The following is a 22,433-nucleotide window of genomic DNA, read 5'->3' on the forward strand; positions in this document are numbered from 1 at the left end:
AATACTACATAATGATGCAAGAAGCCAATAGGCAAACAACATAAGGACATTTACAATACGGCAGCAAAACAAGCAGCGGATACCATGAAAATTATCACCTCTTTATCTGTCATCCTGGCAGGCAGTTTAACCTTCCTGCCTGCGCTGGCGGTGGAATACTGGTCGCCAGTCGATAGCGGCACCCAGGTGGAATTGCGCGGTCTGTCAGTGGTCAGCACAAAAGTCGCCTGGGCCAGCGGCGCCAAAGGCACAGTCCTGCGCACCAGCGATGGTGAGCATTGGACAGCAATGCAGGTAGCCGGTGCCGAAGCCCTCGATTTCCGTGACATCCAGGCCTTTGATCAAGACCATGCCATCATCATGAGCGCCGGGCCAGGCCCCTTGTCGAGGCTGTATATGACGACCAATGGCGGCGCGTCCTGGCAGTTGTTGAAAACCAATCAGGCAGCAAGCGGTTTCTGGAACGCCATGACATTTCCTGATGCCAGGACCGGCCTGCTGTTTGGCGACCCCGTTGATGGCAGCTTCCAGGTTTTGCTGAGCACTGACGGTGGCTTGCACTGGCAGGAGCAGACGCATGAAGGTCTGGCCGCCTTAAGCAATGAAGGCGGCTTTGCCGCCAGCGGTACCTGCATTACCAGCCACGGCAGCAAGAATGCCTGGATAGTCAGTGGTGGCGCAGACAAGACCAGGGTGTTTTCCAGTCATGACCAGGCCAAAACCTGGTCAGCAGTAAATTTGCCCATCCCTGCCGGGGCACCCAGCAAAGGTGCTTTTTCTGTCGCCTTTCTCAATGAAAAAAACGGTATGGCTGTGGGTGGTGATTATAAATTGCCACAACTCAACACCATGAATGGTGCACGTACAGAAGATGGGGGCCAGTCCTGGCAGGCAGTGCAGGTATTGCCGCAGGGTTTCATGTCTGTCATTGCCACCGTACCTGGCGCTGCCAATACCTATGTAGCAGCAGGCCTCGCCGGCTCAGGCATATCGCGCGACGCGGGTAAGACCTGGCAGGTTTTGTCCAGCACCCCAATGAACACGGTCGCCTTTGCCAATGCAGAACTGGGATGGGCAGTCGGACCAAAAGGTTTGCTGATGAAACTTCAAAACAGGTAATGCTGTCCTATACTGGTCAAGATGTCCGTAGTGTACGCCTTGTCCGAAAATGAGCAGCAACAGCGGACAGTCAGACAGGTTTTTTTGCCAACCCCGCTGTCTAAGTGATTGTTTTTTATCAGTATATGGTGCTGTCAGGTTTCTGGCATAATCTTTGCTGGTACAGTATCGGGCTAGAATACGGCCATGATTTGCCTGGAACAAAGGAAATAAAAAAATGAAAACGAGACTGAATTTCTTAGCAAGACTGGGACTTGCCTGCGCCATGCTGATGATAGTCATTGGCAGCAAGGCAGAGCCATTGGCAGTATCGACCATGGATGCGCAATTGATTTCTTACTTCAGGCCCTATGCACCGGCGGCAGAAGTGCTGGTCAACAAGGTGGAGAAAAACCTGCCTGCCAATCCAGCGGACAAAACCGATGTCAGTCAGAAATCAACCAATAATGGCAGCAATAGCAAGTCTTTGAACGGCACCCAGGTTTGCACCGAAACCACCGGCGACAAGGCAACTGAGGCAGAGGGCATGGACAGCAAATTACCCAAAGCGCCCAAGCTGCGTTGAAGATTTAGTGGGTAGCCCCGCCAGCAATACGCAAGTCCTTGTCGGTCTTCAGTATACTTTCCAGCACTTTCAGGATCGCGGTTTTCAGCATGTCCAGCGGCATGCAGGCCGTTGCCGCGTGGGCCACGGCCTGCTCCGGCAAATAGGGGATATGGATAAAGCCCGCCCTTTGTATATTGTCCATCGCGCTGGCGCAATGCATGAGCCCGTAAAACACATGGTTGCAGACAAAGGTGCCGGCGGTCTGTGATACCGAAGCCGGTATGCCTGCCAGATGCAATTCCTGCACAATGGCCTTGATGGGCAGACTGCTGAAATAAGCCGCCGGGCCACCCTGGATAACCGGCGTATCGACAGGTTGTGCACCGGCATTATCTGGCATGCGAGCATCGTCAACATTGATGGCGATGCGCTCCAGACTGATGTCAGGCCTGCCACCAGCCTGCCCCAGACACACGACGATGGAAGGTTGATGTTGCCGCAAAGCAGCCTCAAGCAAATGCAGGGAGCTGACAAATTCACAGGGCAGGCGGGCGCTGACGATCTGGTGACTGTCCCCGATCAGCAAACCATCGAGCCTGCGCACTACCTCCCACGAAGGATTGCTCTGTTCGCCACCAAAGGGATCAAAACCTGTCAGCAGTATGCGCTTCATTGATAGCCTTCGTTAAGTCTCTATGGAAACACCAGGAAGTGTATAAGCAAAATATTACAAATCAAGACAAGCAAGGCAGTCGGAACCTGTATCTTGATGACCTGGTACTTGTCCTGCAATTCCAGCAGGGCTGCCGGCACGATATTGAAATTGGCTGCCATCGGCGTCATCAGTGTTCCACAATAGCCCGAAAACATGCCTATCGCAACCAGTGCTGCCGGATTGGCATGGTGCTGGTTGATCAGGAATGGCAGGGCAATACCGGCTGTCATGACAGGGAAAGCAGCAAAAGCATTGCCCATGATCATGGTGAACAGGGCCATGCCCACACAGTACATGATGATCAGGGCAAAGCGGCTGTCAGGGTTGACGAATAATTGCACGATAGACTGTATGGATTGCCCTGTCCTGGCAGCCACAAACACCCCTCCCAACATGGCCAGCATTTGCGGCAATATCAGCGCCCAGCCTATGGAATCGACCAGTCGGCGTGATTCACGCACGGCCTGCAAAGGCGTGCCGCCAGTGTAATAGTAAGCAAGACCGAGTGCGCACATGCAGGCAATCGCCAGTGCTGCCAGGGTCAGGTTTTTTTGATCGAGCAGATAGTTGCTTCCAATCTGCAAGTCTTTCAACGCAACCGTAAAAATCACTGTCACAAGCGGTATTGCCAGAGCCGGTATGAACAGACGGTTGCCAAGCATGCTGACCCTTTGCAATCTGGCCGCGCGGTCTACATCCACGTGTTTGCCTGCCCCCAGCAGATGAAAGCCTGCCAGCGCCGCCAGCACCAGCACGATCACGCCAGTCAGCTTATAGGCAAGCGGCTTGCCCAGGCTGGACACCATCAGGTCACCAAACACGAATGTAAAACCAAACAGCAGCCAGAATAGGGCCGTGGTATGGCGTCGCGGATTGCTTGCATCACGCCAGCTCATGACCGCGACCAGCAGCACGATAATGCCGATCAGGTAAAACACCTGGTTGATGTTGATGATACTCATGCCTGGCCCCCGGTCTCGGCTGCATCTTGCCTGGCGCTACGCCAGGCAGCAATGTCGCGGGCGATGCGGGTATCGAGCAAGGACAGGCGGAACAGGTGGATGAACAGGGCGCACAAGGCCGTCGGTATCCCCCAGATGCCTATGCTGAGCGGTTCTATGCCCTGTATGCCGTTTTCCTTGAGAAAGGCTGTCATCAGCAATACGGCGCCAAAGGCGATGAAGATATCTTCGCCAAAGAACAGGGCCACATTGTCACAGGCAGCGGCGTGTGCCGCAATACGGTCACGAATGGCTACCGGCAAATCACCATGCTCATTGCTGGCGGCCCCTTCCGCCATCGGCGCCAGCAGAGGGCGCACCGTTTGCGCCTGCCCGCCCAGGCTCAGCAGGCCCATGGCGGCACTGGCTTCGCGCACGACAAAGTACAGCATCAGGATACGGCCCGTGGTGGCGCTGCGTATACTTGCCACCCATTGCTGGGCCTGTTCGCGCAAGCCGTAACGCTCCAGCAAACCAATGACAGGCAAGATCAGCAAGGCACTGGCCAATTGCCGGCTATTGAGGAATTTTTCACCAAAGGTTTCCAGCAGACTGCTGACATCCATGCCTGCCGACAGACCTGTCACAAGACCTGCAACCGTCACCACCAGCAGCGGGTTAAAGCGCAAGGCAAAACCAAGGACAACCACGGGTATGCCTATCAATGGCAATAGTAACGCCAGGTCCATTTTGTCTCCTGTAATTTCTTGTCGTTTTCGTGGATCTTGTTGCCCACCTTGGATACTGCTGAACGGCTGGTTTAACGGCTGGCTTAACGGCTGGTTTGTCAGAGTACCCGATAGGCCAGCCTGTCCAGCCGCGTGCCGCTGAGCCGGCCCAGCAGCTTGCGTACCGGATCAGGGTATTCACTGGTTTTTTCAATCTGGCGATAATGGCTGATCACCGTAGTTCTTTCCATTATGCTATTCAACTCGTCTTGCCTCTGTTGTTGCAAAAGCTGCTGCGGATCATGGATCAGCAAGGCATTTTCCAGATCCAGCCTGAACGCCCGTGGATTAAGATTATTGCCCGTCATCAAGGCATAATTCCTGTCTATCCACATTCCCTTCAAGTGGTAGGTATTGTCATCATCCTTCCACAAGCGCAACTGCAATTGCTCGGTATTGATCTGCGGCTGGTGCTTCTTGGCAAAACGGCGCAGATTGACTTCATACAGGTAAGGCAAGGCGGCAATCGCCTTGAAAGGCTGGTCAGGCGGGATAAAGAAATCATTGGCAGTCTTGTCGCCAACGATGATGCAAATGTGCACACCGCGTTTCAGGGCACGGTTGATTTCACGCGTCACCGCCAGCGGAAAATTGAAGTATGGCGTGCATATCGTAATCTGTTCCGTACTTGCTGCCAGCAACTGGCAGATCAGCTTATTGAGCGGATTGTTTTTGCCAACGCCAACCAGTGGCGTAATGGTCAGGCCATTCTCTGGCAGGTCCGGCTCTATACCATGGTGTTCATAACGGGCACGCTTGAGCTTGTCACGGAACAGTTTTATCTCACGGCGTATGCTGCGGGTTGCCGGGATCTCCGGCATATCCAGTCTGTGCACGGCAGCGGCTGACAGGATGTGCTCGCGAATGAACTGCACCATGCTGTTGGCCAGCAGCTTGTTGTGCACCAGCAGATAGCGGTCGTGCCGGTATTTATCATGCTTGTGCAGGTAGACATTATTGAGGCTGGCGCCGCTATAGATGACTTCATCATCAATAACAAACCCTTTCAGGTGCAGCACGCCGAACAACTCCCTGGTCTGCACCGGTATGCCATACAGCGGCACGGCATAGGCATGGGCTTTGCTGATCTCCTGGTACCAGGCGGCATTACCGCCGCATTTGGCTGCGCCGATCAACCCACGTTGCGCCCTGTGCCAATCAACCAGTACGGCAATGTCCAACGCAGGATGCCGCTTTTTTGCGTCATACAGAGCTTGCATGATTTCTGCGCCGGCCTCGTCATTTTGCAGGTAGAGGCTGCACAGATAGATGCGGTGCCTGGCGCGGGCAATTTTATCCAGCAATTCGGTACGGTAGCTTGCTGCACTGTGCAGGGTGCGCACCGTGTCGGCCGCCAAAGGTATGGCGTTGACATGAATAGAATCGGGAGAAGACTTGAATAAACGCATGGCTGTATACAAATACCAGTGAAAACCTGATGATGGTAACACTAGTGAGCTGCAACAGTTGAAACGAAAGTGTCTGTTACATGCGAAAATTTCAGCCAGGATTGCGAATTTGCGAACCTGCCCGCGTTCACCTGAACAGGCCCGCCAGCCGGAAACTGGAGGTCTGGCCGACTTGTTCGAAATGCTGATCCAGCCATAGCTGGGCACGTTGCCGCCCCTCGGCATGCAAGCTGTGCAAAAAACCTGACTGCGCATTCATCTTGCTGTGTGCACTCAACTGGCTCATCAATTCCGGCGCTGAAATGACGTGCAGATTAAGCCTGCGCAAACGTCTTTCCAGCTTGCCCCAGGCCAGCCAGCCACGCTGTGCTTCCCTTTTTGCCAGCAATACCCCTTGCAGTTCCGTATGGAAGGTGGAGCTGAAACCCATTTCCGTCAATCTATGCCAGATGTCGTTTGCCGACGTCGGTGTCTGTGCATGCGGTTGTGCGTGCAGGAGGATGGCGATAATATCGCGCGCCGCGCACTTGTGCACCAGCGGGAACAGCGGAGGATTGGCAGTCAATCCTCCATCCCAGTAGGCCTCCCCTTCGATGTCCACTGCCCTGTGCAACATCGGCAGACAGGCAGAGGCCAGCAAGACATCCAGGCTTAACTGGCGGTTGCGAAACAGCTTCAGGGTGCCGGTACTGACCTGTGTCGTGGCGATGAACAGTTGCATGCCAGCCTGCTTGCGCAGGCGATCGAAATCAATCTGCGCAGCCAGGATGTCACGCAGGGGATTGATGTCAAAAGGATTGAGCTGGACAGGCGAAAAGAAACGCGTCAGTCCGAACAGATGCTTGATACCACTGGGCAGTTCAGATTGTGCGGCAATGCCCGCTGTCAGTACATGTTCATCGACGGGCAGGCTGAACGGTGCACTGCTGGCAACACTGTCCCAAAAGGTTTTCAGCGCCTGTCGTGCGCCATCTCGGCCATCTTGCAGATAACCGTGCGCCAAAGCTACCGCATTCATGGCACCGGCACTGGCGCCACTGATGGCTTCGATATCGATACGGCCGTCTTCCAGCAGCCTGTCCAGCACACCCCAGGTCAGCGCCCCATGCGAACCACCGCCCTGCAGGGCCAGCGAAACAGTTTTGTTTGACATATGACTTTCCTTTCTTTGCCATGCAGCTTGAAGGAGAGTGGATCAGGCACGTGACCGTACGATGACGTTGACGATGTGGGCAATACAGATTACCTGGCCTGAATGAAGAACGCGCTTACTGCCTGTCAACAGATCAGGATGGCAAGCACGAGTGCTAACGATAACACTATTGAAAAAAACGGGCAGGTAAATATTCGCTTAATCAAAGAATCCGACCGGATGTCTGGAGATGGTCCTTCATCAGACAGCCTTGCGCTGCCATACTTGCCAATACTCTTTACCGGCAAATACCGGTAATGAATCACTGACAGCATGCTCTTCCAGCAATTCAAAAAAGGGAAACATCAGTTTTGCAAATTCTGCTGAATGGATAGTGAATGGCGGCCCCTTTTTTGAGGCACCATCTGTATCATCAAAAAAGAAATACCCGGCCAGGGTAGCACCAGCAGGCAATAAAGCTGCCCAGCGCATCACTATGGCAGGGCGGATCTCCGGCGGCAAGGCACAGAAAAATGCGCGTTCATAAATCAGGTCCAGCATCTGCCCCGGCTGGTACGTAAAGAAATCAGCTTCCAGCACATACTTGCCCCACTCACCAATTGCTGCTTTTGCACTCTGTACGGCAGCAGGTGAAAAATCGATGGCAACCACCGGCCAGCCGGCTTGCGCCAGATAAGCCGCTTCATAACCATTACCGCAACCAGGGATCAGGCAGGCGAGCGGTCTGGCTGCAGCTTCGACAAATCGCTGCAAGTCATGCGGCACGGCGCCTTTGTCCCAGGGGGTGAAATTTCGGTTGAAACGCTCGTCCCAGAAATCAGGATGGCGCGGGTCGCGGGTTGTAAAATCAGCCATGGTGCAATGTCAGCATGAGAATCAGTGCCTGAAGTAAAAACGTAGCAACACTTGTGCTACGACCAGTCCAGAAAACAGACCTATCGTGAAATACACGATAGTGCGCAGCAGGCGATTGGTGCGGCGCTGTTCATTGAGCAAGGCAACCATCAGCTCATCGCTCGCCGGTGGCTCGGCAGCGCGGCTCAGAACCTGGTGGGCCAGGCGTGGCAATTGCGGGAAAATATGGCTGTAGCGCGGCGCCTCGTCCTTGAGCTTTTCCAGCAGGCCACGCCAGCCGACCTGCTCGCTCATCCAGCGTTCCAGGTAGGGCTTGGCCGTCTTCCACAGGTCCAGATCGGGGTCGAGCTGGCGGCCCAGTCCCTCAATGTTCAGCAGGGTTTTTTGCAGGAGCACCAGTTGTGGCTGCACTTCCACATTGAAGCGGCGTGAAGTCTGGAACAGGCGCAGCAGGACCTGTCCAAAGGAGATGTCTTTCAGTGGACGGTCGAAGATGGGTTCGCAGCAGGCACGTACTGCCGCTTCAAGTTCATCGACACGGGTTTCTTTCGGCGCCCAGCCTGACTCTATATGAGCTTCTGCCACGCGTTTGTAGTCGCGACGGAAAAAGGCCAGGAAGTTTTGTGACAGATAGTCTTTGTCGAAATCATTGAGTGTGCCGACGATACCAAAATCAAGGGCGATATATCGACCCAGGGTCTCTGGCCTGGTTGATACCAGGATATTCCCCGGATGCATGTCGGCATGGAAGAATCCATCGCGAAATACCTGGGTAAAGAAAATCGTCACGCCATCGCGTGAGAGTTTTTCCAGGTTGACACCGGCATCGCGCAACTTGTCCAGCTGCGAAATCGGTATGCCCTGCATGCGCTCCATCACGATCACGGAAGACGAGCAATAGTCCCAGTACATCTCTGGCACCAGCAGCAGATCAGAATCAGCAAAATTGCGGCGCAACTGGCTGCCATTGGCAGCCTCACGCATGAGATCAAGTTCATCATGCAGATATTTGTCAAACTCCGCCACAACTTCTTTGGCCTTTAGGCGTTTGCCATCAGCCCATAATGTTTCCAGCCAGCCGGCGGCAATCTGCATCAGTGCCACGTCGTCATCAATGGCTTCTTTCATGCCCGGACGCAGCACCTTGACGGCCACTTCGCGGCCATCCTTGAGCGTGGCAAAATGCACCTGGGCGATGGATGCCGACGCCACCGGGATACGTTCAAAACTGGCAAACAGCTGATCGGGATGCGCCCCCAGGGACTTGGTAATTTGCGCAATCGCCAGGTCAGGGTCAAATGGCGGTACACGGTCTTGCAGGCTGGCCAGTTCATCGGCAATATCGGGGGGCATCAGGTCACGGCGGGTCGACAGGACCTGGCCAAACTTGACGAAGATAGGCCCGAGTTCTTCCAGCGCACGGCGCAAACGCTCGCCGCGCGGCGCCGACAGGTCGCGCCAGAACAGCACAATATCAATAAAACGGGCAATACGCGGCACAGCCAGGCCAGAAATCGCAATCTGATCAATGCCGTATTTAACGGCAATACGTATGATCTTGGAGAGCCTCAGGAATTTCAATATCATCCGCGCATCCTTTCCAGTTTTTCGATGCGCTTGGTCAGACGCTCGACATCATCCCGCGTCCTGTTGACTTCATTGCTCAGGCCCTGTACGGCAACGGGCCTGACCAGCATGGGGTTTTCTTCCAAAAAATATTCGGCCAGGTTTTCCTGGATTTTCTGATGGGTTTCCAGTGCAGTCTGGTGCACTGTTTTTGCCAGGCTTACCATGCGCACGGCCGCGACATCACCAAACAGTTTACTCAGGTCTTCTTCTACCTCCCAGCGCAGGTTCTGGCTCAGGTGGGATATGGTGTTGGCGAAATCTGCGTCACCTTCTATCTTCACATAAGAAAAAGCGCGCTCGCGATTTTGCGCCATCAGTGGCAGGTCACTGAGTTTGACGTAGATAGTCACCTGCGTTGCTGTTCCGGCGTCGGCATCCTCAACCAAGCCATTGGCAGCTACCTTGAGGCGCAACTGCATGGTTTGCAAGTCAATACAGGCAACCTTGCCTGCATGTGGCAGGAGTTTGTTTTTGGCCCAGTTTTCCTGCGCCAGCAGATGATTGATAAAAGGTGCGATGGGGATCATGTTCAAATCAGGACAATTGCAAAATAAAGAACTTATCGCTTGTTGCGTATTCGTTGCAGGCCAGGCAGATAATCCGGGGCTGCAATTGGCTGCAATTGGCAGCAAAGCTGGTGACAGGCATGATTCAGGCGACCGGCACTTATATTTTGCAAATAAAAAACCGCCCAGCAAATGCGGGCGGTCATAGTTTAACAGCTTATCGCAGTGGCATACCTGCGACGTATCAAACTTCATTACATTTGTTGGATACCTGCCAGTACCCAGCCACCTTGTCCATTGACTGGCTTGGACAGGTTCCAGACTTCGGTAAAGGCTTCGGCAGGGGCATTTTGTGCCTCCTTGATCATGCCGGTGAACTTGATGCTGGCCAGGTAATCTGCGCCAACCGTTTCGATACCGAGCAGGTCTGCGTTCAAGGTCACCACGTCGGTCACGTTGGGCGAAGCACCGCGTTCCTGTATCTGCAGTTTCAATTCGGCATACATTTCTGCCGAGGTGAATTCACGCAAATCATTGATGTCAGCCTTGTCCCAGGCCGCTTGCAGGCGGATGAAATAAGTCTTGGCATTACGCAAAAAGCCTGGCACATCAAAATCAGCAGGCACACCCCAAGGGGCGGCTGGCGCTGCACTGGCAACTGGCGCCGCATGGCTCTGGAATGCCACGGGTTCCTGTGTGGAGGGCGGCATACCTGCATAAGCAGGCTGATTAAAACTTGATACTCCTGCATTGTTATTTCGACGGAACAGACGTATCACAAAGAAAATCGCAAAGCCTATCAAGGCAAAGGTCAGCAAACTACCCAGCATGCCAGCCGCTGCGCCACCAAGGCCAAAGTGTGACAGTACACCGGCCAGCAAGGCGCCGCCGATCAGGCCACCGGCGATACCCTTCCAGGGAATGCCCGGTTTAGGCGGGGTAACTGCAGGCGTTGCCGCCGCAGGAGCAGTAGGTCTGGCTTGATTGAAACCGCTGGTATTGGATGGCGCTGGCGGTGCAGCCTGACGTGTCACATTATTGGACTGTCGGCCTATGGAGCCGCCACCGCCCAGACGCTTGGCTTCTGCGTCAGACACTGTCATTGCCAGCGTACTTGCCACAACCATCATGGCGATCAGAAACTTTTTCATCATTTGACTCCTGTCTGTTTCAATGTTTTTACTGCAAACTCATTCAATACTTGATACCCGTGTGTAATGCGGCCACACCTGCCGTCAGATTAAAATACTGCACGCTTTCCAGGCCTGCCGTTTGCATCATACCCTTCAGGGTTTCCTGATCGGGGTGCATGCGTATCGATTCAGCCAGGTACTTATAGCTTTCGGCATCACCGGCTATCTTTTGCCCCATCCACGGCAAGACCTTGAAAGAGTACAGGTCATATGGTTTTTGCAAGGCTTCCGGCACTTTGGAAAATTCCAGCACCAGCAATTTGCCGCCTGGTTTCAGCACACGTCGCATTTCTGCCAGTGCCTGTTCCTTGTGTGTCATGTTGCGCAAACCAAATGCCACGGTCACCCTGTCAAAGTAATTGTCTTGGAAGGGCAATTTCTCAGCGTCGCAAAGTAAAGTGGGGGTAATCAGCCCCTTATTCAAGAGGCGATCACGACCTACCCTGAGCATGGATTCATTGATATCGGTATGCCAGACTTCGCCTGTCTTGCCGGCCTGACGCACGAATTCCTTGGTCAGGTCGCCCGTTCCACCGGCAATGTCGAGTACCTTGAAGCCAGGGCGTACACCGGCCTGTGCCACAGTAAACACCTTCCATACGCGGTGCAGGCCAGCCGACATGACATCGTTCATGACATCATATTTGGCTGCCACTGAATGAAACACTTCGGCCACCTTGTGGACTTTTTGATCTTCTTCTACGGTGGTATAACCAAAATGTGTGGTGTTGCTCATGTTATTTGCCCTGTTTTCTTCAAGAATCCTGAATTATCACGGTTTTCAAGCTGATATAGAAAATTCCCGCTGCCAGACATTCATCTTCTTATGTAACGGATTGTATCTCAAGCGCCGGAAATTTCTATGCTCCGTCCAAAAAATCAATTCACGCCCCTGCCAGCGCCTTGACCACGGCCTGCTGCCACTGTGCCGCGTTCCGGGTATTCCAGACCAGGTGAACTTCTTCCATACACTGGAAACCGCAGTCTGTCACCTCCAGACGAACCAGGTTGGCATCGTCCAGGGCAAAATCAGGCAGGTATGCCAGGGCCTTGCCTGACCTGACCATGGCCAGCAGCAGTTGCAAATCATCTATCCAGTAGACAATACGGCGCGGGAATTGATCATCACGCCAGCCGTCAGAATGGCTGCCACGCTGCTTGCCGCAAAACAGGGAGCGTGCCGGACTGACGAAATCATGCGCCAGCACCTGCTCGCTACTGAAACACCTTGCTTCTGCACCGGCAGGTGTCGCCAGCAAGGGATGCTGTTGTCCGGCCAGCAATTGCAGCTTCAGCATGCCCAGCGAAACGCTGGCCCAGTCCGCCGACCAATGGCCCGCACGGCCATGCAAGACCTCGCCGGTGACCAGGGCATGGCTGACCTCCCCCCTGGCCAGTGCCGCCAGGGCATCTTCTTCATACAGGCTGAGCAGGTGCAGGCTGGCGGCAGGATAGGCTGCCATGGCCTGTGCCAGTTGGTCTGCATGCCGCCACAGCAAGATGGCAGGGCCGGCGACACGGCAACTGATGCGGGCATCTTCACCGCGCACGTCCGCCTTGGCCTGATCAGCCATGGACAGCATATTGCGAGCAAACTCCAGCATGCGCTGGCCACTGGTATTGAGACTCAATTGCTTGGCGGAACGATCAAACAAGACAGTATCAAGATCGCCCTCCAGCCTGCGCAGCGCTTTGGAAATAGCGGAAGGTGTCAGATGCAGCTCGAGTGCTGCCGCTCCCAGTGAGGGTTGCCTTGCCACACAGGCAAAGATTTTCAGGTCTATCAGGTTCATTTTACGAAAATGCCCAAGAAAATGTCCAATTTGGACATAAAAAGTGAATATTTATTGCTTTACGAGACATTTTAACAGGTCTAGCATGCTGCCATCTCATCCTTTTTTACCCCATCATGAACAACAGTCCAGACACCTTGCACCAGCAATGGCTATACACCAGCCACCCAACTGCCACCGTCAGCGCCGAACACTACACTTTGCACAAACAGCCGCTCGATACAGCCCTGGACCGTGATGAAGTGCTGATCGCCGCCCGCTATATCAGCGTTGATCCCTATATGCGCATCAACCAGTCATCCAAGCCCACCTATAACCCGGAACCGCATGCCCTTCATACTGTACAGACCGCTGGCGTGGTCGGTCAGGTACTTGCATCAAATGCCGCCAGTCTCAAAGCAGGTGACTGGGTCTTTGGCATGACAGGCTGGCAAAGCCATGCCCGCGTGCATGTCAGTTCACTGACAAAAATAGACCCGGCAATCGCCCCGGTCAGCACGGCCCTGGGTGTACTGGGCATGCCGGGCCGCACAGCCTGGTTTGGTCTGACCGAAGCAGGCAAACCACATGCCGGTGAAGTGGTCGTCGTATCCGGTGCTGCCGGGGCAGTTGGCTCACTGGTCGTGCAATTTGCCAAACGCCATGGGGCAAAAGTCCTGGGCATCGCAGGTGGGGCGGAAAAATGCGCCTGGCTGACAGACAAACTGGGGGCCAACTGGGCACTCGATTACAAGGCCTTTGCTGACGCCGATGCACTGAGCCAGCAGATACAGGCACTGACAGGCGGTGTTGACGTATATTTCGATAATGTAGGTGGCATGGTCACCGACGCCATCATCCCCATCATCAAACGCCGTGCCCGCATCATCATCTGCGGCCAGATCAGCCAGTACAACGGCGGCCTCGACGTACCGGAGATGGGGCCACGCCTGTTGCACCACATGCTTTACCAGCGCGCCACCATACAGGGCATACTTGCACGCGACTACCTGCACCGCATGGATGAAATGCTGGCTATAGTTGCCCCCTGGGTCAAGGCTGGCGAGCTGGTATTTGAAGAAACCGTCATCGACGGCTTTGAACAATTGCCTGCTGCCTTGAATTCGCTGTTCACCGGGGAGCATCGTGGCAAACTGCTGGTCAGAGTCTGAGGCCATGACGATGAAACGCCTGCTTCACCTGCTTGTTCTTGCCCTGTCACTTTGCCTGCTTGCCAGCAGCCAGTCGGCAGAAAAACACGGGGCCACTTATGGTGTGCACGGCATGGTACTGTTTGGCAACAGCGAAGGCATGTACGTCTCGCACCTGCCCATGTTCCACGCGCCGCATGACTACCAGGTAGTTTTGCAGATACGCTGCGCCGATGCAAAACTCGACAAGCTCATCAAACGAAGACTGGAACAGAAGCCGGTCCTATGGACCATGGAACCAGAGCAATTCGAGATGGCAAGACTGGCTCTGGATGCGAAAGTACCGTTGAACATTTTCAGGGCGAATGTTGTCCTTGGCCATTTTGAGCGAGGTGGCACAACCGAATACAGGAACGTGCCGGTGGTGGTTGAAAAGACAGTCATTTTTCGCCAGCTGTCCCCAGCCATGCGCAACAGCGATATGACGAAATACCAGCAAATAGGCAAGGGCCAGAAACGCTTTCTGCTGAAGGAAATCGACAGCCGTCCAGACTTTGATCATGTGCTGGCCGTCAGCCTGCCTGCCAACGTCACCACGGAAGACATTCAACTGAAAAAAACAGGTCTACACGCCGCCAGTGAAGCTGATTTCTTAAAAGTGCTGCAAGACAAAGTAGGGAAGCCAGTCAGCATACTGGGGACCGTCTACCTCGACCATGCCGATCTGGAATAAGATCACAGCATGGGCAGGCGCAGCATATCAACCGTCTTGCGTATGAGGTAGCGGCGTTTTTCCGTATAGGGTGGGAAGAACAGCTTAATCAGCATCAACGGCGAAGAGCGCAACACAGCGCGCTCGTGCGAAAAAGTTCTGAAACCGTATTCACCATGGGCATTGCCTATGCCGGAATTATTGACGCCACCGAAAGGCAGATTGCCATGGGCAAATTGGGCCACACAATGATTGACACATGCACCGCCAGAACTGGTCATGGTCAACACCTTGCCGGTACTGGCCTTGCTGCGGCTCCATATATACAGAGCCAGAGGTTTGGGTCCAGCATTGATCTTGGCAATTACCTCATCGAGATCGCTATAAGCCATGATGGGCAGCAAGGGTCCAAAAATTTCTTCTGACAATATGGCGGCATCGTCTGGGATATGCTCAAGCAGGGTCGGTGCGACATAACATTGCGCCACATCCACCTCACCACCCGCATGAACAATCGCTCCATGTTCCAGCGCGTCGGACAACAGGCCCGCTAAGCGCTCGGTATGGCGCCTGTTGACAATGCGTGTCAGGTCGGGACTATGCTTTTGCTCGGCGGCAGTCTTGCCATAGCGGTTTTCCAGAACCTGTTTGCAGGCTGCTATAAAATCCTGTTTGACGCTCTCGTGTACATACACATGATCAGGGGCAACACAGGTCTGTCCATTGTTGAGGAACTTACCCCAGATGAGCGTTTCGGCAGCCAGTGTCAGATCAGCTGTTTCATCAACGATCGTTGGCGACTTGCCGCCCAGTTCCAGCGTCACGCTGGTCAGGTGTTTGGCGGCAGCCGCCATGACCACCTTGCCGACAGAGGGCGAGCCGGTGAAGAAGATATGGTCAAACGGCAGGTTCAACAAAACCTGTGAGGTAGGCTGGCCGCCTTGAAACAGGGCGACCTCGTCACCGGCAAACATGCTGGCAATGATGTCCGCCATCAGGGCTGATACCGCCGGAGTCATCTCTGACGGTTTGATAATAACAGTATTGCCTGCTGCCAGTGCCGACACCAGGGGGCCAAAGCACAGACTCAATGGATAATTCCAGGGGGCGATGATCAATACCCGCCCGCGTGGCTGGTACTGCACCCAGGCCGATGTCCCCAGCATGGTGGAAGTCGGCCATTTCTTTTGCGGTTTCATCCAGCGCTTCAGGGCCCCGGTTGCATGACGGATTTCATCCATGATGGGCAAGAATTCGGATACCTCCACTTCAGAAGCAGATTTGCGATAGTCCTGAGCGAAAGCGGCATAAAATGCTTCACGGTGCGCCAGCATAGCGTCACGCAGACGCCGGATACGCGCGAGTCTCTCGCCAGCCGTTGAAGCACGCCAGGCCAGCGCTTTTGCCTGCTGCGACTCAAATACTGCCCGGATATTCTGAGGATCAGCTTCGCTCGCTTGAAACGAGGCCAAAGGTGTCTGCCGCAAATCTTGTGGTGCGTTCATGCAAAAGCCTCCTTGAGATTGTTATCGCTTCACAACAGCTTTATTGTCCCGTCCCTCGACGTTTTGTAAGGAAACACGTGTTGCCACGACAAACCATAGCAGATCAAGTTGACCAGATAACACCAGCACTTATCAACTGCTACAAGCAGCATAGGATATAACGATCGCCGTTAGTAAAAAAACTCTAGAAAGATAAAATCCCATGGACATATCGACAGCCATCATCAGCTCATTCACTGGTAAGGTTATCACCAGGACCTTCTGCGCCCTGATGATTTCCTCATTACTGGCTTGCAGTCCGGTATCATCCGCTCAAAGCAGTTTCGTCGTACCTGCCCCTTTCAGCGATGAAAAACCGGCAAGTACTGGCCGCAGCGAAACCCTGCTGCTTGCCGGTGGCTGTTTCTGGGGTGTGCAGGGCGTATTCCAGCACGTACGCGGGGTCAGCGATGCCGTGTCCGGTTATGCTGGCGGCAACCGTGACACGGCGCACTATGACAAAGTGGGATCAGGCAGGACCGGCCATGCAGAAACCGTGCAGATCACCTATGACCCATCACAGGTCAGTTACGGTAAGCTATTGCAAATCTTTTTCTCTGTTGCCCATGATCCCACAGAATTAAATCGCCAGGGGCCGGATACCGGTACACAGTACCGCTCTGCGATTTTCCCCATGAATGAGATGCAACGCAAAATCGCCCAAGACTATGTCGATCAACTGAACCAGGGCAAGACATTCCATCACCCGGTGGTGACAACCATAGAGACCTTCAAAGGTTTTTACCCTGCCGAAAACTATCACCAGAACTTTTTGACGCTGCACCCCGACCATGGCTACATCGTCGTCAACGACCTGCCCAAAGTGGAGGCGCTGAAGCGGCTATTTCCTGCAATGTATAACACCGAACCCGTACTGGTCAGACTGGCCTCTGCCAAATGATGTGAAGCCGACGGTAACAATCTTGCCGACGGTAAGTGTGTGGCCGTCCGGTGAAATGATGGCTATTTAATTGTGGCGGGCCAGCACTTCAGTGTTTGGTCGCACACCCACCACCTGTTTTTGGCAACATCGGTGCATCACGCCCGCTCTCGCCAGGGTGCCCGGCTGCCTGCAATTTCTCCAGGTACTCCTGCCAGACCTGGGTCTGGTTTTCACCCAGCCAGTACAGGTAATCCCAGGTAAAAATCCCCGAGCTGTGCTGGTCGGAAAAAATCGGTTTGATGGCGTAATTGCCGACTGGCTCTATGCCAACGATGCCGACCTCACGCTTGCCGGTCTGCAAGGTCTCTTGTCCAGGACCGTGGCCGCGCACTTCGGCGGACGGAGAATACACGCGTAACAACTCAAAAGGCAAAGAGAATTCCTTGCCATCATCAAAACTGATTTCAAGCACACGCGACAGTGTGCGTGCGTTCAAGGCGGTCGGTTGCGGGTTGCCCTTGCTCATGGCTGAAAACTGGTAATAATGGTTTGTCGTAATAGCGGCAGCAGGCTACGGCGTGCAGCCAGACCTGCTTCATCTGGTCCCTCTGCGCGCGCTGTCGCCCAGACTGGATTGGGGAAGTGCGCATCATCGGCATAGCGTGGAATAATATGCCAGTGCAGATGCGGCACCATATTCCCCAAACTGGCCAGATTCATTTTATGCGGTTGCATGATCTGTCTGACCGCAGCCTCGACTTGCCAGACTGCCTGCATGAAAACATTGCGGTCCGATGCATCAAGGTCAGTCATCTCCCTGACATGGGTATTCCAGATGACACGACAAAACCCAGGGTAACTGGCATCATCAACGAGTATCACCCTGAATTGCGCCGTCCGGACGATCACGTCGCCCAGACTCGCGTCACATAATTCACAATTCGCAGCTTGCACACCCATTACACCAGCACCCTTTCTATACCACCGTTATTGGCACGCTCCACATAGTCGGGCAGCCAGTTTTCACCGAGCACATGCTTGGCCATCTCGACGACAATATAGTCTGCCGTCGTGCCACTGTCTTCGTTGTAACGCGTCAGTCCCTGCATGCAGGCCGGGCACGAAGTCAGTATCTTGACGTCTCCGTTGAAGCCATCAGCACGCAGCTTGTCTGCACCCTTCAACATTTCCTGCTCTTTGCGGAAGCGTATCTGTGTAGAAATATCCGGGCGCGACACTGCCAGCGTACCTGCCTCACCACAACAGCGATCATTCTTTTCTATCTTGACATTGTCCACCGTGGTGATGAGGGCATTCACCGTTTTCAGCGGGTCCTGCAATTTCATCGGTGTATGGCAAGGGTCGTGATACATATAACGGGTGCCGTTGACGCCTTCGAGCTTCATGCCTTTTTCCAGCAGGAATTCATGGATATCGATGATGCGACAGCCAGGGAATATCTTGTCGAATTCATAGGTAGCCAACTGGTCGTAACAGGTGCCGCAAGACACAACAACAGTTTTGATGTCGAGATAATTGAGTGTATTCGCCATGCGATGGAACAGCACACGATTATCAGTGATCATCTTTTCGGCCTTGTCATACTGCCCGGCGCTGCGTTGCGGATAACCGCAGCACAGATAACCTGGCGGTAAAACGGTTTGCACACCAACGTTCCACAACATGGCCTGGGTTGCCAGACCGACCTGCGAAAACAGGCGTTCGGAACCACAGCCGGGGAAGTAAAACACGGCTTCGGTATCAGCAGTGGTGGTCTGCGGATTACGGATGATGGGGATGATCTTGTCATCTTCAATATCAAGCAAGGCGCGTGCAGTTTTCTTGGGCAGGTTACCCGGCATCTTTTTATTGATGAAGTGGATGATCTGCTCTTTCATCGCAGGTTTGCCCAGCGATGCCGGCGGCGCCTTGGTCTGCTTTTTGGCCAGTTGCTTGAGCACCGTATTACCGAGGCGCTGTGCCGCCACACCCCAGCCGAATATGACCTCACGTGCCGCCTTGATGGTGGCCGGATCTTTGGCATTCAAGAAAAACATGGCCGATGCCGTGCCGGGGTTGAAGGATTTTTTATCCATCTTGCGCAAGAGATTGCGCATGTTCATCGAGACATCACCAAAGTCGATATCAACCGGACAGGGGTTCACGCATTTGTGGCAGACCGTGCAGTGATCGGCCACGTCCTCAAATTCTTCCCAATGCTTGATGGAGATGCCACGACGGGTCTGTTCTTCATACAAAAAGGCTTCCACCAGCAGCGAAGTTGCCAAAATTTTGTTACGCGGCGAATACAGCAGGTTGGCACGCGGCACATGGGTGGCGCAGACAGGTTTACACTTGCCACAGCGCAGACAATCCTTGACGCTGTTGGCGATTGCTCCAATATCGCTTTGTTGCATGATCAGCGACTCATGCCCCATCAGGCCAAACGAAGGCGTGTAGGCGTTGCGCAAGTCGGCAGCAAAGTCAGGCAGATTTAGCAGTTTTCCCTTGTTGAAGCGACCTTCAGGATCAATGCGTAATTTGTAGGAGCGGAAATCCTTGATCTCGTCTTCGGTCAAGAATTCCAGCTTGGTGATACCTATGCCATGCTCGCCCGAGATGACGCCATTGAGCGAACGGGCCAGCACCATGATGCGGGCAACGGCATGATGTGCCACCTGCAGCATTTCATAGTCGTCAGAGTTGACCGGCAAGTTGGTATGTACATTGCCGTCACCGGCATGCATATGCAAGGCAACGAACACACGGCTGCGCAAGACTTTTTTATGCACGGCCACACATTCATCAAGTATCAGCTTGAAGGCTGAACCGTTGAAAATCTGGCGCAATTGCGCACGAATTTCTGTCTTCCATGAAATCCGCACTGTCCTGTCCTGGACGATGGAAAACACGGTCGCATCGGGCTGGGTTTTCAGTCTTTCTTCAAAGACAAATTCCAGCTTGTCCAGGCCCAGTTGCAGTAATTCTGCCTTGGCTTCTGCCAGGGGTTTATCCAGATGATTGAGCAGATAAGTCCAGCGTGCCTCTGCTGCCTGCAACAAGGCATCGGCCTGGTTGACACGGTCTTCCAGCAATTCTGCAGCAGGGATATCGTCACCGGCGGCATCTTCACTCTTGCCCAGCGGCAGGTTCTTTTGTGCAAAGAAATTCTTCAGCGCAGCCAACAGGGCCAACTTGTTCTGTATCGACAGTTCGATATTGATGCGCTCTATGCCATCGGTGTATTCACCCATGCGGTTGAGCGGTATCACCACGTCTTCATTGATTTTGAAGGCATTGGTATGCTTGGAAATCGCCGCTGTCTTGGCACGGTCCAGCCAGAATTTCTTGCGCGCCTCAGGGCTGACAGCAACAAAACCTTCGCCGACACGGGTATTGGCTATGCGTATGACTTCGGACGCGGCCTGGGCCACGGCGTTCTCGTCATCGCCAACGATGTCACCGAATAAGGCCATCTTGGGCAAGACACCGCGCTTGGATTTGGTGGTGTAACCTACGGCACGCAGATAACGCTCGTCCAGATGTTCCAGACCGGCCAGGATGGCGCCGCCTTTTCTGGTTTCACCGTCGAGATAATCCTTGATCTCGACAATGCTCGGTATCGCATCGCGCGCCTGGCCAAAAAATTCCAGGCAGACGGTGCGCGCAAACTTGGGCATCTTGTGCAGGATCCAGCGCGCCGACGTAATCAGACCATCGCAGCCCTCTTTTTGCACGCCCGGCAAACCCGCGAGGAACTTGTCCGTCACATCCTTGCCCAGGCCCTCTTTACGGAAGACACGGCCCTTGATATCAAGCTGCTCGGTCTTGAACGGCTGTTTCTCGCCGGGGTGGGTCCATTCAAGCTTGAATTTAGCCACTTCCACATCATGGATCTTGCCGAGATTATGCTCAAGGCGTGTGACTTCGAGCCAGTCACCATTGGGGTCCACCATCTTCCACGAAGCGAGATTGTCTAGCGCAGTGCCCCACAAAACCGCCTTCTTGCCTCCAGCATTCATGGCGACATTGCCGCCTACGCAGGAAGCTTCGGCAGAAGTCGGGTCAACCGCAAAGACAAAACCAGCCTTTTCTGCCGCATCCGACACGCGCTTGGTGACGACACCAGCACCGGAATAGATGACAGCATAATCGCGGTCCACACCAGGCAGGCGCGTCATTTCAACTTCGCCCAACTGCTCCAGTTTTTCTGTATTGATGACAGCCGACAAAGGCGTCAGCGGAATAGCGCCACCTGTATAACCAGTGCCGCCGCCACGCGGGATAATCGTCAGACCCAGCTCTATACAGCTTTTGACGAGGCCCGCCATTTCATCTTCAGTGTCCGGCGTCAGTACGACAAACGGGTACTCAACACGCCAGTCAGTCGCATCAGTCACATGCGAGACGCGGCTCAGGCCATCGAACTTGATATTGTCTTTGGCGGTGTAACGTGCCAGCAGCCTGTTGGCTTTTTTGCGCAAGTCATAGGTATCGCGGAATTCCTTGGAGAAAGCGGCCACGGCCTTGCGGGCGGCCTGCACCAGTATCTCTACGCTATTGCTGCGCTCGGCATCGTCATTGACGGTACTGAGTCGGCGTTTCTCGACTTCTGCCAGCCTGTGGTTCAGGGCGTCAATCAAATCCTGGCGACGACGCGGGTTATCAAGCATGTCATCCTGCAGATAAGGATTGCGACGCACTACCCAGATATCCCCCAGCACTTCATACAGCATGCGCGCGGATCGCCCGGTCTGGCGCTTGCCGCGCAATTGATCGAGCAGTTGCCAGGCGTCTTCGCCCAGCAAACGAATCACGATCTCACGGTCAGAGAACGAAGTGTAGTTATAGGGAATTTCCCGCACGCGGGTCGGGGTAGCGCCTTGGGGTGCATCTGCGAGCAAGGCCTGTATCTGGGCTGGAGCATTCATCAGTGACGTGGTTGGACGGATATATAAAAGTCCATTCTAACTTATTGCGATGCACCACGCGCCAACAGCCTTGAAGTTTATACGGTAATGAATGGTGATTCTGGCAATTTCCCGAATGGAATTCGGCATAAAGCCACAAAAATGCTAAAAATCTGGCTAAATTGCAAAATCATTACAATTAGAATTGCACAAAAGTCTGGCGGGCAAATTTGATTTACATCGATTGTCGTATTTTACACCTTTGCGCAGATAGATAGGCAGTAATCCACAGGCAAAAGAGAATGCGTGCAGAACTGGCGTCACCTTTTTTTACGGCTTTTCGTCTTTGCCTCAGCGGTAAAATCTCTGGGCTATAAATCCACAGTCGGCCAGTCAAGCTTCAACCGTCCTAAGCTGATCGCCGGATGCCCATGAGGTAACAAGTAATAACAGACGAACCCAGGAACATAATCAAGCTTGTACCAATTACATGCCAGCAACTGCCCTAATGATGCCATGTATTTGATGGCTCGTTTGCAGCTCCGCGATAATTCAAAGCATGGGAGCAATATGCCAAGCCTGACACGAAATCCCGTGCAATAGACA

The 22,433-nt window shown here is 53.9% G+C and carries 20 protein-coding genes; 5 read left to right on the top strand and 15 right to left on the bottom strand.

Translation table 11 applies throughout. The annotated features are described in order from the left end of the window. Window positions 1-84 precede the first annotated feature (84 nt). Window positions 85-1,119, top strand: coding sequence for a WD40/YVTN/BNR-like repeat-containing protein (locus tag LZ463_RS10095; RefSeq protein WP_241455506.1), 1,035 nt, complete (start codon window positions 85-87; stop codon window positions 1,117-1,119). 217 nt (window positions 1,120-1,336) lie between these two features. After that, window positions 1,337-1,684 (top strand): hypothetical protein, encoded by a 348-nt coding sequence (locus LZ463_RS10100; RefSeq protein ID WP_241455507.1) that lies wholly within the window; start codon window positions 1,337-1,339, stop codon window positions 1,682-1,684. 4 nt (window positions 1,685-1,688) lie between these two features. Here LZ463_RS10100 and pcp read toward each other — a convergent pair whose 3' ends face one another. The 11 genes from pcp to LZ463_RS10155 form a co-directional block, all read right to left on the bottom strand. Beyond that, window positions 1,689-2,339, bottom strand: coding sequence for a pyroglutamyl-peptidase I (pcp, locus tag LZ463_RS10105; protein WP_241455508.1), 651 nt, complete (start codon window positions 2,337-2,339; stop codon window positions 1,689-1,691). A 20-nt stretch (window positions 2,340-2,359) separates the two neighbouring features. Beyond that, window positions 2,360-3,343 (bottom strand): DUF979 domain-containing protein, encoded by a 984-nt coding sequence (locus LZ463_RS10110; protein ID WP_241455509.1) that lies wholly within the window; start codon window positions 3,341-3,343, stop codon window positions 2,360-2,362. Beyond that, window positions 3,340-4,071 carry a DUF969 domain-containing protein gene (locus tag LZ463_RS10115; RefSeq protein WP_241455510.1) on the bottom strand — a complete coding sequence of 244 codons (732 nt, stop codon included), beginning with the start codon at window positions 4,069-4,071 and terminating at the stop codon, window positions 3,340-3,342. The genes LZ463_RS10110 and LZ463_RS10115 overlap by 4 nt, the downstream gene beginning before the upstream one ends. Before the next feature lie 98 nt (window positions 4,072-4,169). After that, entirely contained in the window at window positions 4,170-5,519 is a 1,350-nt protein-coding gene (gene pssA, locus LZ463_RS10120) for a CDP-diacylglycerol--serine O-phosphatidyltransferase (protein WP_241455511.1), read from the bottom strand. Window positions 5,520-5,646: 127 nt separating this feature from the next. Next, entirely contained in the window at window positions 5,647-6,672 is a 1,026-nt protein-coding gene (locus LZ463_RS10125; protein ID WP_241455512.1) for a patatin-like phospholipase family protein, read from the bottom strand. A 240-nt stretch (window positions 6,673-6,912) separates the two neighbouring features. After that, on the bottom strand, window positions 6,913-7,527 hold the full coding sequence (locus LZ463_RS10130; RefSeq protein WP_241455513.1) for a methyltransferase: 615 nt from the start codon (window positions 7,525-7,527) through the stop codon (window positions 6,913-6,915). A gap of 21 nt (window positions 7,528-7,548) precedes the next feature. Next, the gene (gene ubiB / locus LZ463_RS10135; RefSeq protein WP_241455514.1) at window positions 7,549-9,114 is read right to left on the bottom strand and encodes a ubiquinone biosynthesis regulatory protein kinase UbiB; all 1,566 of its coding nucleotides are present in this window, start codon (window positions 9,112-9,114) and stop codon (window positions 7,549-7,551) included. Further along, window positions 9,111-9,683 carry a ubiquinone biosynthesis accessory factor UbiJ gene (locus LZ463_RS10140; protein ID WP_241455515.1) on the bottom strand — a complete coding sequence of 191 codons (573 nt, stop codon included), beginning with the start codon at window positions 9,681-9,683 and terminating at the stop codon, window positions 9,111-9,113. Before LZ463_RS10140 ends, ubiB begins: the two co-directional genes overlap by 4 nt. A 233-nt stretch (window positions 9,684-9,916) precedes the next feature. Continuing rightward, on the bottom strand, window positions 9,917-10,816 hold the full coding sequence (locus LZ463_RS10145) for a Tim44 domain-containing protein (RefSeq protein WP_347176256.1): 900 nt from the start codon (window positions 10,814-10,816) through the stop codon (window positions 9,917-9,919). A 40-nt stretch (window positions 10,817-10,856) separates the two neighbouring features. After that, entirely contained in the window at window positions 10,857-11,591 is a 735-nt protein-coding gene (ubiE, locus tag LZ463_RS10150; RefSeq protein ID WP_241455516.1) for a bifunctional demethylmenaquinone methyltransferase/2-methoxy-6-polyprenyl-1,4-benzoquinol methylase UbiE, read from the bottom strand. Window positions 11,592-11,739: 148 nt separating this feature from the next. Next, window positions 11,740-12,648, bottom strand: a complete 909-nt coding sequence (locus LZ463_RS10155) for a LysR family transcriptional regulator (RefSeq protein ID WP_241455517.1) — start codon at window positions 12,646-12,648, stop codon at window positions 11,740-11,742. A gap of 116 nt (window positions 12,649-12,764) precedes the next feature. Here LZ463_RS10155 and LZ463_RS10160 point away from each other — a divergent pair, with 116 nt between their 5' ends. Both LZ463_RS10160 and LZ463_RS10165 read left to right on the top strand, forming a co-directional pair. Continuing rightward, entirely contained in the window at window positions 12,765-13,799 is a 1,035-nt protein-coding gene (locus LZ463_RS10160) for an NADP-dependent oxidoreductase (RefSeq protein WP_241455518.1), read from the top strand. 10 nt (window positions 13,800-13,809) lie between these two features. Next, entirely contained in the window at window positions 13,810-14,511 is a 702-nt protein-coding gene (locus tag LZ463_RS10165; protein ID WP_241455519.1) for a hypothetical protein, read from the top strand. 2 nt (window positions 14,512-14,513) lie between these two features. Here the strand turns inward: LZ463_RS10165 and LZ463_RS10170 are convergent, their stop codons facing one another. Then, on the bottom strand, window positions 14,514-15,995 hold the full coding sequence (locus LZ463_RS10170; RefSeq protein WP_241455520.1) for an aldehyde dehydrogenase family protein: 1,482 nt from the start codon (window positions 15,993-15,995) through the stop codon (window positions 14,514-14,516). A gap of 202 nt (window positions 15,996-16,197) precedes the next feature. Between LZ463_RS10170 and msrA the strand changes: the two genes are divergently transcribed. Then, entirely contained in the window at window positions 16,198-16,935 is a 738-nt protein-coding gene (gene msrA, locus LZ463_RS10175; RefSeq protein WP_489686103.1) for a peptide-methionine (S)-S-oxide reductase MsrA, read from the top strand. 88 nt (window positions 16,936-17,023) lie between these two features. Here the strand turns inward: msrA and LZ463_RS10180 are convergent, their stop codons facing one another. From LZ463_RS10180 to LZ463_RS10190, 3 genes are read right to left on the bottom strand one after another with little or no spacing between them, the layout of a single operon-like run. Beyond that, on the bottom strand, window positions 17,024-17,443 hold the full coding sequence (locus LZ463_RS10180; protein WP_241455521.1) for a gamma-butyrobetaine hydroxylase family protein: 420 nt from the start codon (window positions 17,441-17,443) through the stop codon (window positions 17,024-17,026). Beyond that, window positions 17,440-17,877: an HIT family protein gene (locus tag LZ463_RS10185; protein WP_241455522.1), complete on the bottom strand. Its 438-nt coding sequence runs from the start codon at window positions 17,875-17,877 to the stop codon at window positions 17,440-17,442. The genes LZ463_RS10180 and LZ463_RS10185 overlap by 4 nt, the downstream gene beginning before the upstream one ends. Continuing rightward, a complete protein-coding gene (locus LZ463_RS10190) occupies window positions 17,877-21,848 on the bottom strand; it encodes a DUF3683 domain-containing protein (protein WP_241455523.1) in 3,972 nt (1,323 codons plus the stop codon). Before LZ463_RS10190 ends, LZ463_RS10185 begins: the two co-directional genes overlap by 1 nt. Window positions 21,849-22,433: the final 585 nt, after the last annotated feature.

Origin of the sequence: Undibacterium paludis (assembly GCF_022568815.1) — a bacterium.
Taxonomy (GTDB): Bacteria; Pseudomonadota; Gammaproteobacteria; order Burkholderiales; family Burkholderiaceae_D; genus Undibacterium.